Genomic DNA, 18,245 nt, shown 5'->3' on the forward strand with positions numbered 1-18,245 from the left:
TTTCAGAGCGCTTCGAGCCTTTCCAGGGTGAGGCTGATTTCTTCCTTGAGCTTTTCATTTTCAGGCTCTTTTTCACTCAGGTTTTTCAGGACCTCAAGCGCTTTTTCGAAGTTTTCTTTTGCCTCTGCTTTTTGCCCTTTTTCTGAAAACAGGATTCCGAGGTTGTTGAGGGTCATTGCTGTATCTGAGAGGTATTCTGAGTTTTCTGGGTGATTTTTGAGGAGGGGGGAGTAGGTTTTGAGGGCTTCTTCGTATTTTTCTTTTGCTTCTTCGTTTTGGTCCATTTTTGAGAGCAGTTCTCCGAGGTTGTTGAGTGTGTTTCCGACGTACATCTGGTAGAACTTGTTTTCGGGATGAAACTCGAGTTGTTTCCGGGAGGCTTCTATGCCAATTTCATAGCACTGCTGGGCGAATGGGAAGTTGTCTGCTCTCAGGAAGATATTGCCGAGGTTTCCGATGTTGTTAAGGTTCATGTGGAGGGTATCAAGGTAAAGTTTGTTTTCCGGGTCTGTTTCATGGAATTTTTCGCAGGTTATTAAAGAAAAAATGTAGGTTTCCAGGGCTTCTTCAAGCCTGCCCAGGGACTGCAGCAGTTGTCCTCTCGTTTTTAAGGTGAGGAACAAAATGGCTACATCTTTTGCATCCTGTGCGGTTTTTTCGGCTTTCCGGAGGGATTCAAGGGCTTCTTCGTTTTTTCCTTTCTGTATCAGGTCCAGGGTTTCATTGAAGTTTTTTACTGCTTCTTCTCTCAATTTCTCGGGGCTCTCGGACATGCCAAAAAAATAGGTTTGTACTGTTTTATAGGTTGTGTTTTCATCTACTTCACTTCTCCCTTCCTCTCCCAACTCCTTTTTATATTACTAAAAGCTAAATTATAGATGTGCAGAGTTCCATATCTTTCTTTTAACCTGTGTTTCTTGAAATTGCCACTTCAATCTATAATCTGGGGAAAATATCCGGGGAGAGGGAAATCCAGCGTGAAGCGGGAAGTAGAACGGGATAGGGAAATCGAAGCAGAAATTAAAAGAGGGGGAGACATTCCGGAAAAGGGCAGGAAAGTACCCTCCGGAAAAAGCAGATACGAAAAACCGTACCACTTACTTTTGGCTATCTTCCTCGGAGCCATTCTCCTCTACACCTTCTACATAGGCCAGCTCCTCTGGGGCATAATCACTGACATTCTCATCCTGAGGCTGTTCTTCCTCATGAGACAGGAAAAGCGCTATTTCCGGGAGTACGACCTTAACGAAGACGAAGCAGGGACTCCACATGACCCCAAAATGAAGCGGAAGGTCAGGCTGGCAAATATACTGCTCACGTTGTTCGTGCTAGGGCTGGTCATCTATTCTTATTTCACTTACCAGTTCATCTGGGGGATTGTTGGCGGGCTGATGATCCTGCTCTACATGCACATGCTGCTCTTTTCTGGAGATAATCTCTGAAGCAGGGGCGTCGGTGGTTAAGGTGCTGATCTTCGTCCGGGTGCCGGAATGGAAATAAGTGGAAAAAAGGTTTTGCCGGGCTTTGAGGCAAGGGGGCGGTGAGAGCGTTCAATCGCTGAGAAAGGAGAAGTTCAGGGTTCGGTTTAAATGTATTAGTTTTCGCGTTGATTTTTCGGGTTTTTAGGGTTTGATCGCTGAAAGTTAAAAGTCGCGAAGTTGGTTGAAACTACACTTCTTCTTTTACTTCATTTTCAGGGAAAAGCCTTTCGCCTTCGGCGAACGGGGGTGGGCATGGGTGCTGGCACTCGGCGGTTGCTTGGGGTTCTAAAATAATTTAGTCCGCTTGAGTGAGCGTAGCGAGCGAAACGGACAGCGTACTGCCGAGGCGCAATTCGGCTGGCACGGGTGCTGGCACTCGGCGGTTGCTTGGGGTTTTTAATGAATATAAATGGTCGAAAAAAGAAGGGTTGGTCCGGAGCTCAGAGGCCTTCCAGGCGTTCCCGGGTTAAATCGATGGCTTCTTTGATTTTTTCGTTGTCCGGCTGGTCTTTCAGGAGGGTTTCCTGTATTTCGAGGGCTTTTTCGAGTTTTTCTCTGGCTTCTTCAGCCTTTTCGGGGTCCATCTGTTTAAGACAGTTTCCAAGCTGGCTGAGGGTGGTGGAGAGTTCTGCCTGGTAGCCGGGGTTGTCGGGTTTTTCTTCGAGGAATTTGGAGTAGATTTCGACTGCGGCGTTCAGGGCTTCTTCGGCTTCATTGTAGGAGGCGGTTTCGGTGAGGAGGGCGCCGTAGTTGTTGAGGATTTCACCGGCAGAGGAGCGGAATACGGAGTTTTCGGGGTCCCTGGTGAGGAGTTTGGCGTAGATTTCGCGGGAGAGGGCGTAGGATTCGGCGGCTCGGGGGGTGTCTCCTTTGCTTTTCAGGAGGTTTCCCATGCTGCTCAGGGTTGTGCCCATATAGTGCTGGTAGTCGGAGTTTTCGGGGTCTTTTTCGAGGAGGGTGCCGCCGACTTCGAGGGTTTTTTCGTAGGTTTCGAGGGCTTCGTCGTACTTCTTTGCGGAGTAGAGGATTCCGCCGCGGGTGAAGAGGATGTAGTAAAGGGCATCCGTGGAGTTTGCTGAGCGGGCGGATTTTTCTGCCCGGTCAAGAGTCTCAAGGGCTTTTTCCAGGTTGCCTTTCTTGATCTGGGCCACGGCTTTGTGAATCTGCTTGAGGAGGAGGAGGTTTTTTACTTTACTTCTGGCCATAGAGGGAGTTCCCCTTTATTTTTTTAAATAACTGTCGATATCATCTTTGAGGAAAGCTGGTACCCGAAATCCCGTAATATTATCCTTCCGGGCATTTTTTCCGGGTTGGAACGCAATTATCAAATAGTATATAATAAATGATGGGTATATACTGTATATACAAGCGCAGGTTAATTATATATACCATATGTAAATATAATCGCTCGGAGTACAATTGGGATTACAGTAACTCTTTGAGATCCGGTTACCGTAACATCCAGCTTTTTGATCATCATTTTGTCACAGAGTTTATTATTTTTTAGAAAGCGTCAGGTATATATTAAAATGGAAACGTCTATTTAATAACGTTATAATATGTGAGCTAACCATGGAGAATAATGTTAATCAGAACATGGACGAGTCTAAAGAGAGGGTGGACGAGTCTCTTCATAAAATGGACGAGCGAGACGACGTTAGCCCTAAACTGGACGAGTCTGAAGCCAACCGGAAAGTGAATGAGCCGGAGGTGAATGAGCCGGAAGCAAACCAGAAGGTGGGCGAGTCTGACCAGAACACGGATAAGCCTGAGGCTATGCTTTTAGAGGAATCCGACCCTCAAGACGAGGATGTTGATATCGATTTCCACTTTGAGGAAACTTCGAATATCGATGTCCCAAAACTCCTGATTGACCAGGTGCTCGGGCAGGAGCACGCGGTTGAAGTCGTGAAAAAAGCAGCCAGCCAGAGGCGGCATATCATGATGATCGGGACCCCGGGTACGGGGAAGTCTCTTCTTGCAAAAGCGATGGCGGAGCTCCTTCCTAAAGAGGAACTCAAGGATATCCTTGTGTACCCGAACATGGAAGACCTGAACAACCCTAAGATCAGGGAAGTTCCGGCCGGGAAGGGCAGAGAAATTGTCATGGCTCACAAAATGGAAGCAAGAAAGAAAGCCCAGGCCCGGAACATGCTCATGATGCTCTTCGTGGTGGGCATTATTATTTACTCTTATTTTGTCGGACAATTACTCTGGGGAATCATTGCCGGTATTATGATTCTCATGCTGACCCGCCAGTTCCTGCCAAAAGAGGAAATGATGATCCCGAAACTGGCGGTTTCCAACTATGACAAGGAACACGCACCTTACATTGACTCAACCGGCGCCCACGCAGGGGCTCTCCTCGGCGATGTCAGGCACGACCCCTTCCAGTCCGGAGGGCTTGAGACCCCGGCCCACGACCGTGTGGAAGCCGGCGACATCCACAAAGGCCACAAAGGGGTGCTTTTCATCGACGAAATCAACACCCTCAGGCTTGAATCCCAGCAGAGCCTGCTGACCGCGCTGCAGGAAAAGGAGTACCCGATTACCGGGCAGTCCGAGCGGAGTTCCGGAGCACTTGTTAAGACCGAACCCGTACCCTGTGACTTCATCATGATCTCTGCAGGAAACCTTGATGCGGTCCAGAAAATGCACCCTGCTCTCCGGTCCAGGATAAAAGGTTATGGGTACGAGATCTACATGCGGGAGTCCATGGAAGACACCGCTGAGAACCGGAAGAAACTGGTCCGCTTCGTAGCCCAGGAAGTTGTCCGGGACGGGCATATCCCTCACTTTGACGAGGGTGCCGTAAAGGAAATTATCCGGGAAGCCCGGAGAAGGGCAGGCCGGAAAGGTCACCTTACCCTGAAACTCCGTGACCTCGGCGGGCTTGTCCGCGTGGCAGGAGATATCGCCCGCTCCGAAGACGCTCCACTGACGAAAACCGAGCACGTGCTTGCCGCAAAGCGGATAGCCAGATCCATCGAGCAGCAGCTTGCCGACCGCTACCTGGAACAGAAGCAGGACTACTCGTCTTTCCTGAGAAGCGGCGCAGCCGTTGGCAGGGTCAACGGGCTTGCTGTCATGGGCGGAGACTCCGGGATCGTGCTTCCCATCGTATCCGAAGTAACCCCCTCAATGTCAGGGGGCGAAGGGCGTATTATTGCAACCGGTAGGCTCAAAGCCATTGCAAAAGAAGCGGTACTTAACGTTTCCGCGGTTATCAAAAACATGACCGGTGCCGACATAGCAACCCACGACGTCCATATCCAGTTTATCGGGACTTATGAAGGCGTGGAAGGGGACAGCGCGTCGGTTTCCATTGCTACTGCCGTCATCTCTGCCCTGGAGAAGATTCCTATTGACCAGAGCGTGGCGATGACCGGGTCTCTTTCGGTAAGGGGGGATGTCCTGCCTGTGGGCGGGGTCACCTACAAGATCGAAGCTGCGGCCCAGGCAGGCATCAAAAAAGTCATCATTCCGAAAGCCAATGAGGCGGATGTCCTGATCGAAAAGAGGTATAGGGACAAGATCCAGATCATCCCGGTCTCTTCGATTGCGGAAGTCCTGGAACACAGCCTTGTGGGCCCGAAGAAGAACAGCATTGTAGAGAAACTCAAGAACATCACGAAACTGAGTTTTGATGTGCCGGACGTTGCCCAGGCTGCGTCCGTACAGGCCAGGAACTGTTTAGGGTACGGGAACTGATCGTCCAACTACCCCTGAGTTAAAGACTCAGGGGTTTGTCTTACAAGCCCTGGTTGACCGATCACCGATTCGGAACTTTGGAAAATCCGTAGGGCCGGTAAGATCAATAGTCGATAAGATCGATAATCGGTAAGATCGATAATCGGTAAGATCGATAATCGGTAAGATCGATAATCGGTAAGATCGATAATCGGTAAGATCGATAATCGGTAAGATCGATAATCGGTAAGATCGATAATCGGTAAGATCGGAAATAATACATAGTTACCTAAAATGTTGCCTCATTTTCAGGCTCTAAGGATGGCCGGTTAAACAGTCCTGAGAGATAGGGACGGTGCTTGCATCGTACAAAACCTTTCCATATCTGATCGAGAGAAAGACGGATTCCGGGATTGGCTCTTTTGCGGCTTCGCTGCAACACTTCCACTTCACAAAGCGGAAGTCCACAAACCCGGATACAAATTATCCTGCTCCGGCAGGAGGGAAGCTTATTATTGGCTTTCGCTATGGGGTTTGAACCCCCAATTAAACCTTATTCAAAATATCAGGAGTGGAGTTTACGCATTCCTCCCCTGAGCTAAAGACTCGGGGGTTTCCTGCTGAGGTTTTATGAACGAAATTATGCAGAACATCAAATTTTTTGACTGCAGGGTGATTGAGGGCAGTTCAAGTTCGGTCATCCTGGACAACGGGAAGATCGAGGAAATTTCCAGGAACTTCATGAGGGGAGCAGGCATAAGGGCCCTTTGCGGAGGTTCCTGGGGTTACACGGCCGTGGAAGGGGAACTGGACCTTGAAAGGGGAGTTCGGGACGCTGCAAAACTTGCTTTTGCCATGGACGAAAACACCCCGAAAGAAGAAGTCGAACTTGCAGCCGTGGCCCCTCCTGTGGTAAAGAATCTCCCCCGGATAAAGATCGATCCCAGGGATGTCCCAATCGAGGAAAAAGTAGAGCTTTTGAAAAACATCGAGTCCCGGGCCAGGGTAGAGGGCGTCCACAGCACGAAAGTGATGTTCTCCGAATCTGAATTCAAGATCATGTACCGGAATTCCGAAGGTGTGGAATGCGAGTACGAGCTTTTGAACACGGGTTTTGCTGTTTCTGCGGTTGCGACCGAAAACGGGGTCTACCAGGCAGGCCGGGAAAGCCGTTTCGGCTACGGCTATGAAGTTTTTGATAATGTGGATGCCCCCGGGCTTGCGGAAAAGGCAGGAAAAACCGCAGTCGAACTTCTGGGCGCAAAGACCCCCAAGGGAGGGACAATGCCCGTGCTCCTTGACCAGGAACTTGCAGGCGTCTTTGCCCATGAAGCCGTGGGGCATGCCTCGGAAGCGGACCTGGTGCTCGAAGGGGACTCCATTCTTGCAAACCGGATCGGGGAACAGATTGCTTCTCCGCTTGTCACGATCATCGATGACCCGACCCTGCATGAGTTCGGGTACTATCCTTTCGATGCCGAAGGGGTTGAGTCCAGCCGGACTGAAATCATCAGAGGCGGGGTCCTTAATTCTTACCTCCATTCCCGGGAAACCGCAGGGAAGCTCGGGGAAGAGACCGGGAATCCCGGTAATTCGAGGGCTCAGGGCTATTCCATGCCCATTGTCCGGATGAGCAACACTTTCATCGATAATGGGGACTCAAAGTTTGAGGAGATGCTCGAATCTGTCCGGGACGGGATGTACCTTATAGGGTCCCGGGGCGGACAGGTAAACACCGGGGAAGGGATTTTCCAGTTCAACGCCGAAAAGGGTTACCTGATCAAGAACGGGGAACTTACTGAACTTGTCAGGGACGTGTCCCTTTCGGGAAAGACCCTTGAGATCCTGAACCACGTGACCGGGGTTGGGAACGACCTGAAAATGACTGCCGGTAGGTGCGGGAAAGGCGGGCAGCTTGCGCCCGTTTCCGACGGTTCTCCCCATCTTGCCATTTCCCGGGCTCTGGTGGGAGGTGCCTGAAGATGTACGAACTTGCAAAAAAAGCCCTGGATATTGCCGAAAAAGCCGGGGCAGAAGAAGCCGAAATCTATTACATTTCAAATCATTCCACCAGCGTGAACTTCAAAAAGGATGCCCTGGAAAGTGCCAAGGACCGCTTCTCGGAAGGGATCGGGGTCCGGGCAATCGTAAACGGGGCAGTGGGTTTTGCCAGCACGAATTCGGCAAAAGACCTCGAAAATACGATCAAGATCGCAGTTGCCGAAGCCCGGGTCCGGGAAAATGACCCTGACTGGGTGGCTCTCCCCTCAAATGGAAAATATCCAACGGTGGCCGGGATTTTCGATAAGAGAATCGAAGCTATGAAACTCGAGGAGTGCATCGGGTATGCCATGGAACTTGTCGAAGGCACAAAGGAAGTTCCAGGGACCCTGCCCACTTCCGGATCTTTTACCCGGGGAAAGAGCAGGCAGCTTATCCTGAACACGAACGGTGTGGAAATCGAAGAAGAATCCACAGCAGTTTCCGGTTTCGTGGACGTGATCACCGTAAACGGGGAAACTTCCACCGCATATGACTTTGACGTATCCCGCTCTCTTGGTATTGATTTCCGGGCACTCGGAAAGCACGCCTCGGAACTAGCCCTCAGCTCGGGCAACGGGATAACTATCGAAGCACAGAAAACAAATGTCGTTTTCCATCCCTTTGCTTTTTCGGACATCCTGGAAGCCGCTTTTGCCCCGTCTCTCGACGCTGATAACGTGCAGAAGGGCAGGTCCGGCTTGATAGGCAAGCTCGGGGAGGAACTTGCAGCCCCGGAACTTTCCATCTATGACGACGGGCTGGTCGAAGCGGGAATCGAGACCTCGGCTTCGGACGACGAAGGTGTCCCTTCCCAGCGCACTACCGTGCTTGAAAAAGGAGTCCTCAATAGCTACCTCTACGACAGTTACACTGCCGGAAAAGAGGGGACAAAGAGCACCGGCAACGCTGCGCGTGGCTCCTACACGAGCCCACCTGCTGTGGGACTCCGGAACTTCATAATCGATTATCCGCAAACGGACCTTATTGCCGATACCGATTCCGGAGTTTTCGTAAACACGGTGATCGGGGCTCATACCGCAAACTCGATTTCCGGGGATTTCTCCGTAGAGGCCAGGAACGCCTTCACCATCAAAGATGGGGCTCTCGATAAGCCTATCAAGTCCCTCATGATCTCGGGTAACGCCTTCGACCTTCTGAAAAATATCACAGGTGCAGGCACCGATGTCCGGAAAGTAGGCGGCTTCATTTCGCCGTCGATCCGGGTCTCGGACATGAGCGTGATTGGCTAAGAGCGTGGTTTTTTAAGTTAGCTTTTTGAGTTGGCTTTTTAAGTTGGCTTTTTAAGTTGGCTTTTTAAGTTGGCTTTTTAAGTTGACTTTTTAAGTTGACCTATAAAGAGTGAAAGTTGTGGTTTTGGTCGGTTAAGATGGATCGGCTAAAACCTGCATCTTTTTTCTTCTTAAACCTGCCTGAAATTTTTACAGGTGTTCTGGTAAAAATATTTTTCAAAAAAAGTATAATTCCGGAGGAACAAAATCCGGTATCCGGAAGATAAGTCCAATCCCGGTGTTCTATCACCGGTACTTATTAAGCCGGGCGGGTATCTAAATGCTGAAGAAGTTCGGGAACAGGGTACTGAATAATTCTTATTTTTTGTTTTCAGCTTAAGTTTCAGGGCTTTATAGAAATCCTGTGAATTCAAACTTTGTCCGGTTTGAGTCGGATGCTTGAATCCGGGACTCTGGGTACCGGTTCAACTAAGGTGTGCCATTTTTTAGGGATTTCTACAGAGCCGTTTTCCGCATTCAACTTTTTTCTTGTTTTCAAATTACGCTTTCTCTTATTTTCAGCTTCAGTTTCCTTTTATTTTCAGGTTAGCTTCATTTTGGGGTTTAACCTCTTACCACAAGCACCGGTACCTTTGAATGCCTTACCACGTTTTCGGCAACGCTTCCGAGCAGGAACCTATCGAGTCCGGATTTGCCGAGTGTTCCTATCACGATCATATCGATGTCATTCTCTTCTGCAAACTCTACAATTTTGTCTGCGGGATGTCCTTCCAGGAGTAAGGATTCCTCCTCGACCCCGGCAGCCCTGGCGGCATCTTCCACAAAGCCTGTGGCTTTCTCACCTTCAGTCCTGAAGTGCTCCATGGCAGCCTTTTCCCAGCCAAAGTCCCTGGCAGAATGGGTCGTGGGGACGATCACATATACGGCGTAGAGTTTAGCTCCGCTCATCTTTGAAATATCGATTCCTGTTTCAACCGCTTTTTTGCAGAGTTGCGAACCGTCGGTTGCAACCATTATTTTTTTGTAAGTTCCCTCTCTCATATTAAATCCCTCAAATCTATTTCCTCATCGGCCCTGTGTTCAACTTCAGCTTTCTGAAGCATCTCCCGGCACAGGCCCACCCTTTCTTATCGGTGCGTGCATGCAGTCAGGTGCATATTTGCTCTATATGGTGCATGCCTGCTCCTTATTCTACTATATTAATTATTATATATATGGCTTTTTCATAAAATAATAGCAGACAGGATTACTTTTCATTTCCGAGGGCTATGTTCCCGAAAATAGCTGATGCAGGAATAACTTATGTAGTAACTTGAGTAAGGCCAGGAAGGTGAACTCAGCTGTAAATATCTCTTGAAGAAGCAGGTTCGGAGCTGAAATATTTTTTTTAAATCGTAGGAACTTTGGTTAGTTGTATGCGGAAAAAAATTTCTGAAAATATGGAATTCTTTATCAATTTTTAGCACAAAAGGGCAGTAGCTTTAGGGTTATCGCAATGTTTATATATGGCTTTATCTTCACTTTGGAATGTGAACGGGTATCGCTCAACATAAAATACACTTTACAAAGACCAAATCCAACATATTTTAACCTCCCCCAAAAACCCCCGTTCACTCCTTTGTTTTTAATATATTTCTCCTGTATACTCAAGTAAACTTGATTTTGTCTTTTTCCTTTCTTTCTTTCTTTTCCGTTTTTCCTTCCCGTTCCATTTTTTTCTTCCTTTCTCAGTTCCCGTTATTTTACCTTTATTCCTTATTTTCGCTTAAGGGGAGATGCTGAGCAGTCCCATGAGGATTACGAACCTTATCAGGATGCTCATCCCAGTGGAGCAGGCAACGATCCGGAAACCCAGGCGGGGGCCGAAGATTGCCACTTTCTTGGGGATCTGGCTGCGGAGGGCAAAGATAGGGAGCATGAACATGCTGCCCAGCATAAGCACGATCATTGCCTGGAGCTGTGTGATCTCTCCGGCATGGATCATGGGGCCGAGCAGAGAAATTCCCAGGATCGGGCTTGCCACGTAACTTGTCAGGGGGACAATGGCTTCGGGGGGGATTTTGAATAGTTCGGCAAGGGGGAGCACGGTGAAAATTTCAAAAGCTCCCTGTTCCCTGAGGAAGAATACGATGGTCGTGGCGATCAGGTAGACTCTGGCAATTTTCAAAAAGACTTTAAACTCTTTCCTAACGGCTCTTTCAACCGCCGTTTTCAGGGATACTTTCCCGTTGAATTTGCTCTCCGGCGGCTTGCAGGAATTGCCTTTTAGAAGGAGTTTGCTTGCGACAGCTACTGCCAGGACCTTGAATATTGCAGTGAATATGAATACGAAGGCATAAAAACCTCCCACGACGAGTCCCAGAGCCGGAAGTACGATAGGGACCTGGTAGGTGAAGAGTTCCCTGACATAGGCGGGGGTGCTGTTCATTATGGCACAGAGGGTGACCTCCCTGTCATCCAGGCAGCCGTTTTCCTTTTCCTGCAGGAGCATACTGTTTGCGGCCACAGTAGACCCTATGGACACTAAAAAGGCCGATGAACAGGTCTCAGGCAGGTTCGTATGGGCAAAAATAGGGCTCGTAAGCCTGGAAAACTTCTGCATGAGGCCCAGTTCCACAAGCACGGCAGTTCCGACAAGCCCTATAAAAATCATGAAAAGTATGGGAATGGCAAAGTCCAGTACCTGAAGGAAAAGTCCTATCATCGGCAGTTATTAGAGTCGGACAGGTACATCAATTTATCCCGAGAATTCCGGATAAGCTGCCCGAAAACTTTTACATTTTTTAGTTTTTGTTTTCGACTTTGCTATTTTCAACTGTGCTTCATGCTTTGCTTTCTGCTTTGCTATTTTCAGCTTTCTTCGGCTTTCTCTCCCCTCACGACGAGCACCGCGTTCTTTGAGTGCCTGACCACGTTTTCAGCCACACTTCCAAGGAGGAAGCGCTGGACTCCGGATTTCCCCTGCGTCCCCATCACGACCAGGTCGATGTCGTTCTTGTCCGCAAATTTAACAAGCTCGTCCCCGGGGTTTCCTTCGAGGATTACGGATTTCACCTCGACACCGGCAGCTTTGCCTTTTTCTTCAATGAAGTTTGTAGCATTTTCCCCTTCGGTCCTGAGGTGTTCTTTCATTGCTTTTTCCCAGCCAGCATCCCTGGGTATTGCGGAACGCCCTCCCGAACTTACCACATAAACAGCATAGACTTTTGCCCCGCTCAGTCTTGCAATTTCAATTCCATTGTGGACAGCTTTCCTGCCCAGTTCCGAACCGTCGCTTGCAATCATTACCCTATTATATGTTCCGGTTTCCATACCAAACTCCCCTTTTAAGTTCGCCTTCAGTCCTATGCCCGGGATTCCCGCTTCAAGAAACTTTATCCTGGCACAGTCGGCTTTTTCTTTCAAGTGCATGCGTGCATTAATCTACGCGCATCCCGGCTTAAATTAATTATATGTTGAGTATATTATAATACTACTCTATATTAATTGTTATCCGATTTATCCATTATGGAATTATCTCTTAAAAGATGGTCGTAAACTCCTGTTGAAAGTGTTGCTAATCGGAACGTAGGAAAAATATGGATTAATAGAGACAAAAAATAAAAATCCTGAAAAAGTGTGGATGAAGCCCGGACAGAATTAACTGGTCTAATCAACTGGTCTAATCAACTGGTCTGTAGTCCCGAACGTACATATTTATACTTACTTTACAACCACGGAAGACACGGAAAGCACGGAAGGATTGTGCCCCTATTTCCTTTATTCCGTGTTTTCCGGGCTTTCTGTGGTTAAACTTTCACTTGAGATTGGGGAAGGAATTCGGGGCATTGACTATAATTGATACTGCCGGGCTTTTTCGATTTTTTAAAACTTTCTTGCCTGAATAATTGTTTCTGCTTGCTTTTCTCTGAACGCTGCCTGACGACAGCCGGGGCAGAGTTCCACCCAGAAGCCTCCTGTTGGAGGAAGGGGGATTTTTTCCGAAATAGCTGTCCTTATCTTCTCGAGTTCCCTTCTGGTTGCAAAGGCAGTCCCGCATTTCTGGCAGGGCACAAGCTCGAAGTCAAGGGTCTGGCTTTCGAGTGGGACCCGGCTTTTTTCCAACTCTACAGGGAAAATGAAGCTTATTGCCTTTTCAGGGCAGGCAAGGGCGCAGAGCTCGCAGTCCGGGCTGCAGTTTGCAGGGAAGCTTATACGTCGCATGTTTCCCTCTTCGGAAAAGGCGATGAGCTTCTCGGGGCAGACTGTGGTGCAGGCCCTGCACCCGATGCACTTTTCTTCATCAGGTACGAGCATCCTTGTGCTTTCTTTCATCTGTTTTCCCTCCTGCCGGCAGGCTCCGGGGTTCCAAGGGCTTTTTTAATCCTTTCTGCCCTTCTGGTCCTGGTATTTCCTCCGAGGCTTTCGGCTTCGGCACGGAAGAGAGCTCCTGCAGGGCAGGTCGCCACACAGGCAGGAATTTCTTTTCCCTGGCAGAGGTCACAGCGCTCCACAACACCAGCCCTTAATTCCGCAGTCCCGAAGGGACAGGCAAGGACGCAGAGCCGGCATCCGATACATTTTTCGGCATCGTACTCAAGCCCGCTGTCCCCGTAGTTCAGGGCTTCTCCGGGACAGACGGCAGCGCAGAGGGGGGTTTCGCACTGGCGGCAGGAAACGGGAACGGCAGCAAGGCCCCTTACGACCTGTACGGAAATCCTTGCGCTTTCGTTTTCCCTCTCGCAGGCAAGTTCGCAGGCGTGGCAGGCGATACAGCGGGACAGGTCAGCATAGACGGCTTCCGGCATTTTTCAATCCCTCCTGATCCTGCAGGCCGAAACCTTGAATTCGGGGATTTTGGCTTCCCTGTCAAGGGAACCTGCGGTCAGGGCATTTGTCCCCGGGAAATGGAAGGGCAGGAAGAGCACCCCTTGCCCCACTCTTTCGGTCAGCCGGGCTATTACTTCCGTTTTCCCCCGCCGGGTTTCCAGCAAAAGTTTGTTCCCTTCCCTGATTTCCATTGTCCTGGCATCTGCGGGGTTGATCTCCACGTAGAGTTCGGGTTCTTTTTTAAGCAGGGATTTGCTCCGCCTGCTCATGGAGCCTGCATTATAGTGGAGCACTGTTCTCCCGGTGGTGAGCAAGAATGGATACTCGGGACCCGGGGTTTCCGCAGGGCTCCTGTGTTCCACGGGGACGATCCTGGCAAGCCCGTCCAGGGTCCTGAAACTGTTCGTGTGCAGGACAGGGGTTCCGGGGTGGCCGGGGTAGGGACAGGGCCAGATAAGTCCGAAGTCCTTTTTCAGCCTCTCTTTTGTCATACCCCCGTAAGCCGGGACAGCAGCGGTAATTTCTTCCAGGACCTCTCCTGCATCTCTGCAGGGGAAATCCAGCCCGAGGTTTTTCGCAAGCCTGAACAGGATCTCCAGGTCAGCCCTGGCTTCGCCGGGCGGCAGAAGGGCAGGTTCCACCCACTGGACCCGCCTTTCCGTGGAGGTGAAGCTGCCTTCTTTTTCGGCAAAGGAAGCCGCGGGGAGAACCAGGTCGGCATGTTCGGCAGTGTCGGTCATGAAAATGTCCTGTACCACCAGGAAGTCCAGTTTCTCCAGGGCTTTTTTCACCTGTGAGGAGTCCGGGTTCGAGTTGACCGGGTCTTCTCCCATCACGTAGAGGGCTTTGATTTTTCCTTCCCCTGCGGCTTCAAGCATTTCCGTCGCCGTAAGGCCCGGACTTTCGGGAAGCTTTTTTGCCCCCCAGAGGCTCTGCATGCGTCCGGCTGCGTCGGGGTCCCCCACTTTCCCGTACCCCGGGTAGAATTCGGCCAGGGCTCCCATGTCACAGGCTCCCTGCACGTTGTTCTGGCCTCTAAGGGGGAGGATTCCGGTCCCTTTTTTCCCTATGTGCCCGCAGATAAGGGCAAGGTCTGCACAGGCTGTTACGTTGTCCGTGCCCGAAACGTGCTGGGTAATCCCCATGGAGTAGACGATGGCTGCAGTCCCTGCGCGCGCATAAGCCCTTGCAGCTTTTATTATGTCTGCCGAAGGGATGCCTGTAATGTTGGAGACAGTTTCGGGGTCATACCTTTGAAGGTTCTGTTCCAGTTCGGAAAAGCCCCTGGTCCTTTCCCGGACAAATTCCCTGTCCCAGAGCCCTTCGGAGACGATTACGTGCATCATCCCGTTCAGGAGGGCAATGTCGGTTCCCGGTTCAAGCCGCAGTGCAAGGTCCGCAAGCCAGCTTGTAGGGGTTATGCGAGGGTCGGCTACAATCACAAGGGCCCCTTTTTCCTTTGCCCTGAGGACCTGTCGGGAAACGGGAGGGTGGTTTTCTGCGAAGTTTGACCCAATCACGAAAATGCACTCCGAGGAGGCAAGGTCTGAAATGGGGTTTGTCATAGCTCCCGTACCCAGGGTTTTTCCAAGGCCGGTCAAGGTGGAAGCATGGCAGAGCCTTGCGCAGTTGTCCACATTATTCGTCCCGAGTAGCCTGGCAATTTTCTGGAATATGTAGTTTTCTTCGTTACTGCACTTGGCAGAGCCCAGAAAAGCCAGGGAGGCTGGCCCGGATTTTTCCAGCGACCCTTTCAGTTTTGCCGCCGCAAGCTCCAGGGCTGCTTCCCATTCGATCCTTTCCCAGCCGTTTTCGGTCTTTTTCATGGGGTATTTAAGGCGGTCGGGGTGGTTCAGGACTTCCAGGACAGTGTTGCCTTTCGGGCAGAGGCTTCCTTCGTTTACCGGGTGTTCGGGCATATAGCGGATGCCTGCGGCTTTACCTTCTTCAAGCTCCAGATAAAATCCGCATCCAAGGCTGCAGTAGGGGCAGATTGTAGGGTGGGAGACTGTCGGGAGAGGGGGTTTTTCTTGCGTGGGTTTCACTTCCATTCACCGGATTTTTTCTGGTGTTTCCGTATAGGGTTTGATCAGGGAACGATTCCGGTCTGTACTCCTTTTGCCAGTTTCAGGGCGGCCTGGCTGCGTTTGATCCCCGAGAAATCCTTAACTTCGGCGAAGACCAGGGCGCCGGTTGGACAGGCTTCCACACAGGCAGGGACTTCCCTGTCCGGGCAGAGGTCACATTTCACGGCAACGCGTGCTTCTTTTTGCCTCCCGATTACCCCGTAATTGCAGACCATGGAACAGGTCCAGCAACCAATGCAGAGGTCCGGGTTGTGGGTAACTCTCCTGCTAACCTCGTCTCGGGAAAGGGCGTTTGTGGGGCAGACGGTGGTGCAGGGAGCATCTTCACAGTGCCGGCAGGTTATGGGGACCGCAACGGCAAAGTCCGGGATATACTCAACATAAATTCGCTTGCGGGGTACCGGGCTTTCCCCTATGGCCGTGAAGAGGTCCTTGCTTTCGGAGTGTTCCACGGCACAGGCAATCTCACAGGACCGGCAGCCCATGCAGCGCTCCGGGCGGATCATGACTTCCTTCATCAGGTCCACCTCTTCAGGGCTCGAGGCCCAGGGCTTTTCTTTTATCTTCTATGTGCTCGATCATCAGGTCAGCAGCCTTGAAGGGGTCCGGTTCCACGGCAAAGCTTGCTCCGACTACCTCATCGAGTCCTTCTGTCAGGAGCCCTGTGACTGCCCCGCTTCCGAGGACCGGGGGCACTGTCCCGAGTACGGTATAAACGCCCGAAGAGACCACGTATGTCCCGATGCTGACGGCTTTTTCGCTCATCCATTCGGGGGCTGCCCCTGCTGCCGGAAGGTCGCTGATGTCCACGCCAAGGGCCTTTGCCACAACTGCGGCGAGCACCAGAATCCGGCTAATGTCTACACAGGAACCCATGTGCAGGACAGGGGGGATTCCCAGGGCTTTGCAGACGCCTTTTAACCCTTCTCCTGCCTGGTCAGCAGCTTCGGGTTTGAGCAGGCCTTCTTCGGCACAGGCAATTGCGTTGCAGCCGGTGGTGACTACCAGAACGTTGTTCTTAATCAGTTCCTTTACAAGGTTGACGTGCCCGTAGTTGTGCTTGACCTTGACATTGTTGCAGCCCACAACTGCCCCGATACCCTTTACGTCTCCACCGGTAATCGCGTCTATGAGGGGGGCAGGGCTGCCTCCAAGGGCGGCGAGGATGGCTTCAGCGCTGAAACCGACCATGCATTCCTGTTTCTCGGCAGGGATGTTGACTCTTGCAGGGTTCCTGTTCGGGTAGTTTTCGACCGCGGTCCTTACGATCTCTTTTGCAGTCTCATAGGCGGTTTCTTCGTGGAACTCCATTCTCACGGTTCCCGGAAAGTCGGCTTTCGGGGAGGTGGAGATGAATTTCGTGTGGTAGCAGCTAGTAAGTGCCCCGAGGGCCGGCATGATACACTGCACGTCCACGACCATGGCTTCCACAGCCCCGGTTATGACGGCAAGTTCCTGCTGGAGGAAGTTTCCCGCGGTAGGGATCCCGTGGCGCATGAGGGTCTCGTTTCCGGTGCAGCACATGCCTGTAATGTTAATTCCTTTTGCTCCTTTTTCCTTTGCAAGCTTCAGGATTTCGGGGTCATCGGAAGCTTCCAGAATCATTTCCGAGAGGATGGATTCGTGCCCGTGCATTACAAGGTTAACCTTGTCTTCGGCAAGCACCCCGAGGTTTACGGTGGATTTGATCGGAGTCGGGGTCCCGAAGAGCACGTCCTGGACGTCCGTCGCGATCATGGACCCGCCCCAGCCGTCCGAAAGACTGGTCCTGAGCCCGTGCAGGAGGATATGGACCGGGTCGTTGTCCACACCGATATGGGTCCTGTGCATGCACTCCACTATTTCCCTGTCCACACCTCTCGGGTCAATTCCGAGTTTCGTCCAGAGCTTAACCCTTTCTACGGGAGCCCGGCGGGTAAACTGTATCGGACCTTCCTGTTTTCCGAATTCGGCAACCAGGGCATCGGCAAGTTCGGCTGCTATTTCTTCCTTGCTCCTCTCTTCGACAGAGATGCCGTACTCGGCTGCAAGAGCTTTTAGTTTCGCTTCGTCTTTCAGGCCGTAGCTTCCGGCTTCGCCTTCGGTCATTTTCTTGAAGGTCAGCACGGCGTCCCTGGCATGGTCAGAATGGGCGGCTGCGCCTGCTGCGATCATCCTGAGGAGGTTTCTTGCTACAATGATGTCTGCCGTAGCTCCGCAAACTCCTTTATCCGCGCCTTCCCCGAAGGGGTCTATTCTGCAGGGGCCCATGTTGCAGTTCCTGCAGCAAATTCCTAACTGTCCGAAGCTGCACTGAGGCTGCTGTTTCTCGTAGCGGTCCCAGGCGGTTTCTATACCTTCCTTTTCAGCCTGTTTGAGCATGATCAGGGAAGCTGGGTCGATGCTTCTGTCCTGTGCTTTTGATGCCATCTTATCACTTCATTGTTTATTTTTATGTTTTGAAGGGTTGTTACCTTTAAAGTAACAACTATTCTTTCACAGTTCCCTCCCTGCCAACTCCTTTATGTTTTTCAATTTCTTAAATTTCCAAAGGCAGTTTCGCTATTTAAACATTCTGAAATGTTACCCTATGTTAATATATTTACAACGTCTTACTGTTCTTGTATATAGTTGTCACTGGATCGTTTTTTTAAATTGTAACCCGGGGGGTAACATTGTTAACTTGTCTGAATATTTTTTGAGCTTCAAAAGCAACAAAATTTGTTTTCACGAAAGTTCTCTTTATTCTCTCCTGCTTTTAAGCTAAAATGGCCAAAACCCCAAATCGTAAATAATTTGGAAGTTATACAGATCAGTAAAATACAAAGATGATTTTAATATTTTGAAGAATAAGTTGATTTTATGCTGAAGAATAAGTTTATTCCTAATGCTCTGAGAATAAGTTG

14 protein-coding genes are annotated in these 18,245 nt (G+C 50.5%); 4 read left to right on the plus strand and 10 right to left on the minus strand.

From position 1 onward, the window contains the following. Positions 1 to 2: 2 nt before the first annotated feature. Complete coding sequence (locus tag MSMTP_RS06375) at positions 3 to 752, minus strand: tetratricopeptide repeat protein (RefSeq protein WP_231582944.1); 750 nt, start codon at positions 750 to 752, stop codon at positions 3 to 5. 225 nt (positions 753 to 977) lie between these two features. On the opposite strand from MSMTP_RS06375, the gene MSMTP_RS06380 reads away from it, so the two are divergent. After that, entirely contained in the window at positions 978 to 1,442 is a 465-nt protein-coding gene (locus MSMTP_RS06380; RefSeq protein WP_231582945.1) for a hypothetical protein, read from the plus strand. A gap of 479 nt (positions 1,443 to 1,921) precedes the next feature. Here MSMTP_RS06380 and MSMTP_RS06385 read toward each other — a convergent pair whose 3' ends face one another. Continuing rightward, positions 1,922 to 2,686: a hypothetical protein gene (locus MSMTP_RS06385; protein ID WP_048178299.1), complete on the minus strand. Its 765-nt coding sequence runs from the start codon at positions 2,684 to 2,686 to the stop codon at positions 1,922 to 1,924. 367 nt (positions 2,687 to 3,053) lie between these two features. On the opposite strand from MSMTP_RS06385, the gene lonB reads away from it, so the two are divergent. From lonB to MSMTP_RS06405, 3 genes are all read left to right on the plus strand, one after another. Continuing rightward, the gene (gene lonB / locus MSMTP_RS06390; protein WP_048178300.1) at positions 3,054 to 5,192 is read left to right on the plus strand and encodes an ATP-dependent protease LonB; all 2,139 of its coding nucleotides are present in this window, start codon (positions 3,054 to 3,056) and stop codon (positions 5,190 to 5,192) included. Between the two features lie 609 nt (positions 5,193 to 5,801). Then, positions 5,802 to 7,151 carry a TldD/PmbA family protein gene (locus MSMTP_RS06400; protein ID WP_048178302.1) on the plus strand — a complete coding sequence of 450 codons (1,350 nt, stop codon included), beginning with the start codon at positions 5,802 to 5,804 and terminating at the stop codon, positions 7,149 to 7,151. A 2-nt stretch (positions 7,152 to 7,153) separates the two neighbouring features. Then, positions 7,154 to 8,464: a TldD/PmbA family protein gene (locus MSMTP_RS06405; protein WP_048178303.1), complete on the plus strand. Its 1,311-nt coding sequence runs from the start codon at positions 7,154 to 7,156 to the stop codon at positions 8,462 to 8,464. Between the two features lie 603 nt (positions 8,465 to 9,067). Here the strand turns inward: MSMTP_RS06405 and MSMTP_RS06410 are convergent. The 8 genes from MSMTP_RS06410 to cooS form a co-directional block, all read right to left on the minus strand. Beyond that, the gene (locus MSMTP_RS06410) at positions 9,068 to 9,505 is read right to left on the minus strand and encodes a universal stress protein (RefSeq protein WP_048178304.1); all 438 of its coding nucleotides are present in this window, start codon (positions 9,503 to 9,505) and stop codon (positions 9,068 to 9,070) included. A 724-nt stretch (positions 9,506 to 10,229) separates the two neighbouring features. Next, positions 10,230 to 11,168, minus strand: coding sequence for a nucleoside recognition protein (locus tag MSMTP_RS06420; protein WP_048178306.1), 939 nt, complete (start codon positions 11,166 to 11,168; stop codon positions 10,230 to 10,232). 146 nt (positions 11,169 to 11,314) lie between these two features. After that, on the minus strand, positions 11,315 to 11,875 hold the full coding sequence (locus tag MSMTP_RS06425) for a universal stress protein (RefSeq protein WP_369799618.1): 561 nt from the start codon (positions 11,873 to 11,875) through the stop codon (positions 11,315 to 11,317). A 453-nt stretch (positions 11,876 to 12,328) separates the two neighbouring features. After that, a complete protein-coding gene (locus MSMTP_RS06430; protein WP_048178307.1) occupies positions 12,329 to 12,778 on the minus strand; it encodes a ferredoxin family protein in 450 nt (149 codons plus the stop codon). Beyond that, positions 12,775 to 13,251 carry a 4Fe-4S dicluster domain-containing protein gene (locus MSMTP_RS06435; RefSeq protein ID WP_048178308.1) on the minus strand — a complete coding sequence of 159 codons (477 nt, stop codon included), beginning with the start codon at positions 13,249 to 13,251 and terminating at the stop codon, positions 12,775 to 12,777. The genes MSMTP_RS06430 and MSMTP_RS06435 overlap by 4 nt, the downstream gene beginning before the upstream one ends. A gap of 3 nt (positions 13,252 to 13,254) precedes the next feature. After that, positions 13,255 to 15,318, minus strand: coding sequence for a formate dehydrogenase subunit alpha (gene fdhF / locus MSMTP_RS06440; protein WP_231582946.1), 2,064 nt, complete (start codon positions 15,316 to 15,318; stop codon positions 13,255 to 13,257). Between the two features lie 44 nt (positions 15,319 to 15,362). Further along, complete coding sequence (locus MSMTP_RS06445; RefSeq protein ID WP_048178310.1) at positions 15,363 to 15,878, minus strand: 4Fe-4S dicluster domain-containing protein; 516 nt, start codon at positions 15,876 to 15,878, stop codon at positions 15,363 to 15,365. 13 nt (positions 15,879 to 15,891) lie between these two features. Beyond that, positions 15,892 to 17,769, minus strand: coding sequence for an anaerobic carbon-monoxide dehydrogenase catalytic subunit (gene cooS, locus MSMTP_RS06450; protein WP_048178311.1), 1,878 nt, complete (start codon positions 17,767 to 17,769; stop codon positions 15,892 to 15,894). Positions 17,770 to 18,245: the final 476 nt, after the last annotated feature.

Origin of the sequence: Methanosarcina sp. MTP4, assembly GCF_000970045.1 — an archaeon.
Lineage (GTDB): Archaea > Halobacteriota > Methanosarcinia > Methanosarcinales > Methanosarcinaceae > MTP4.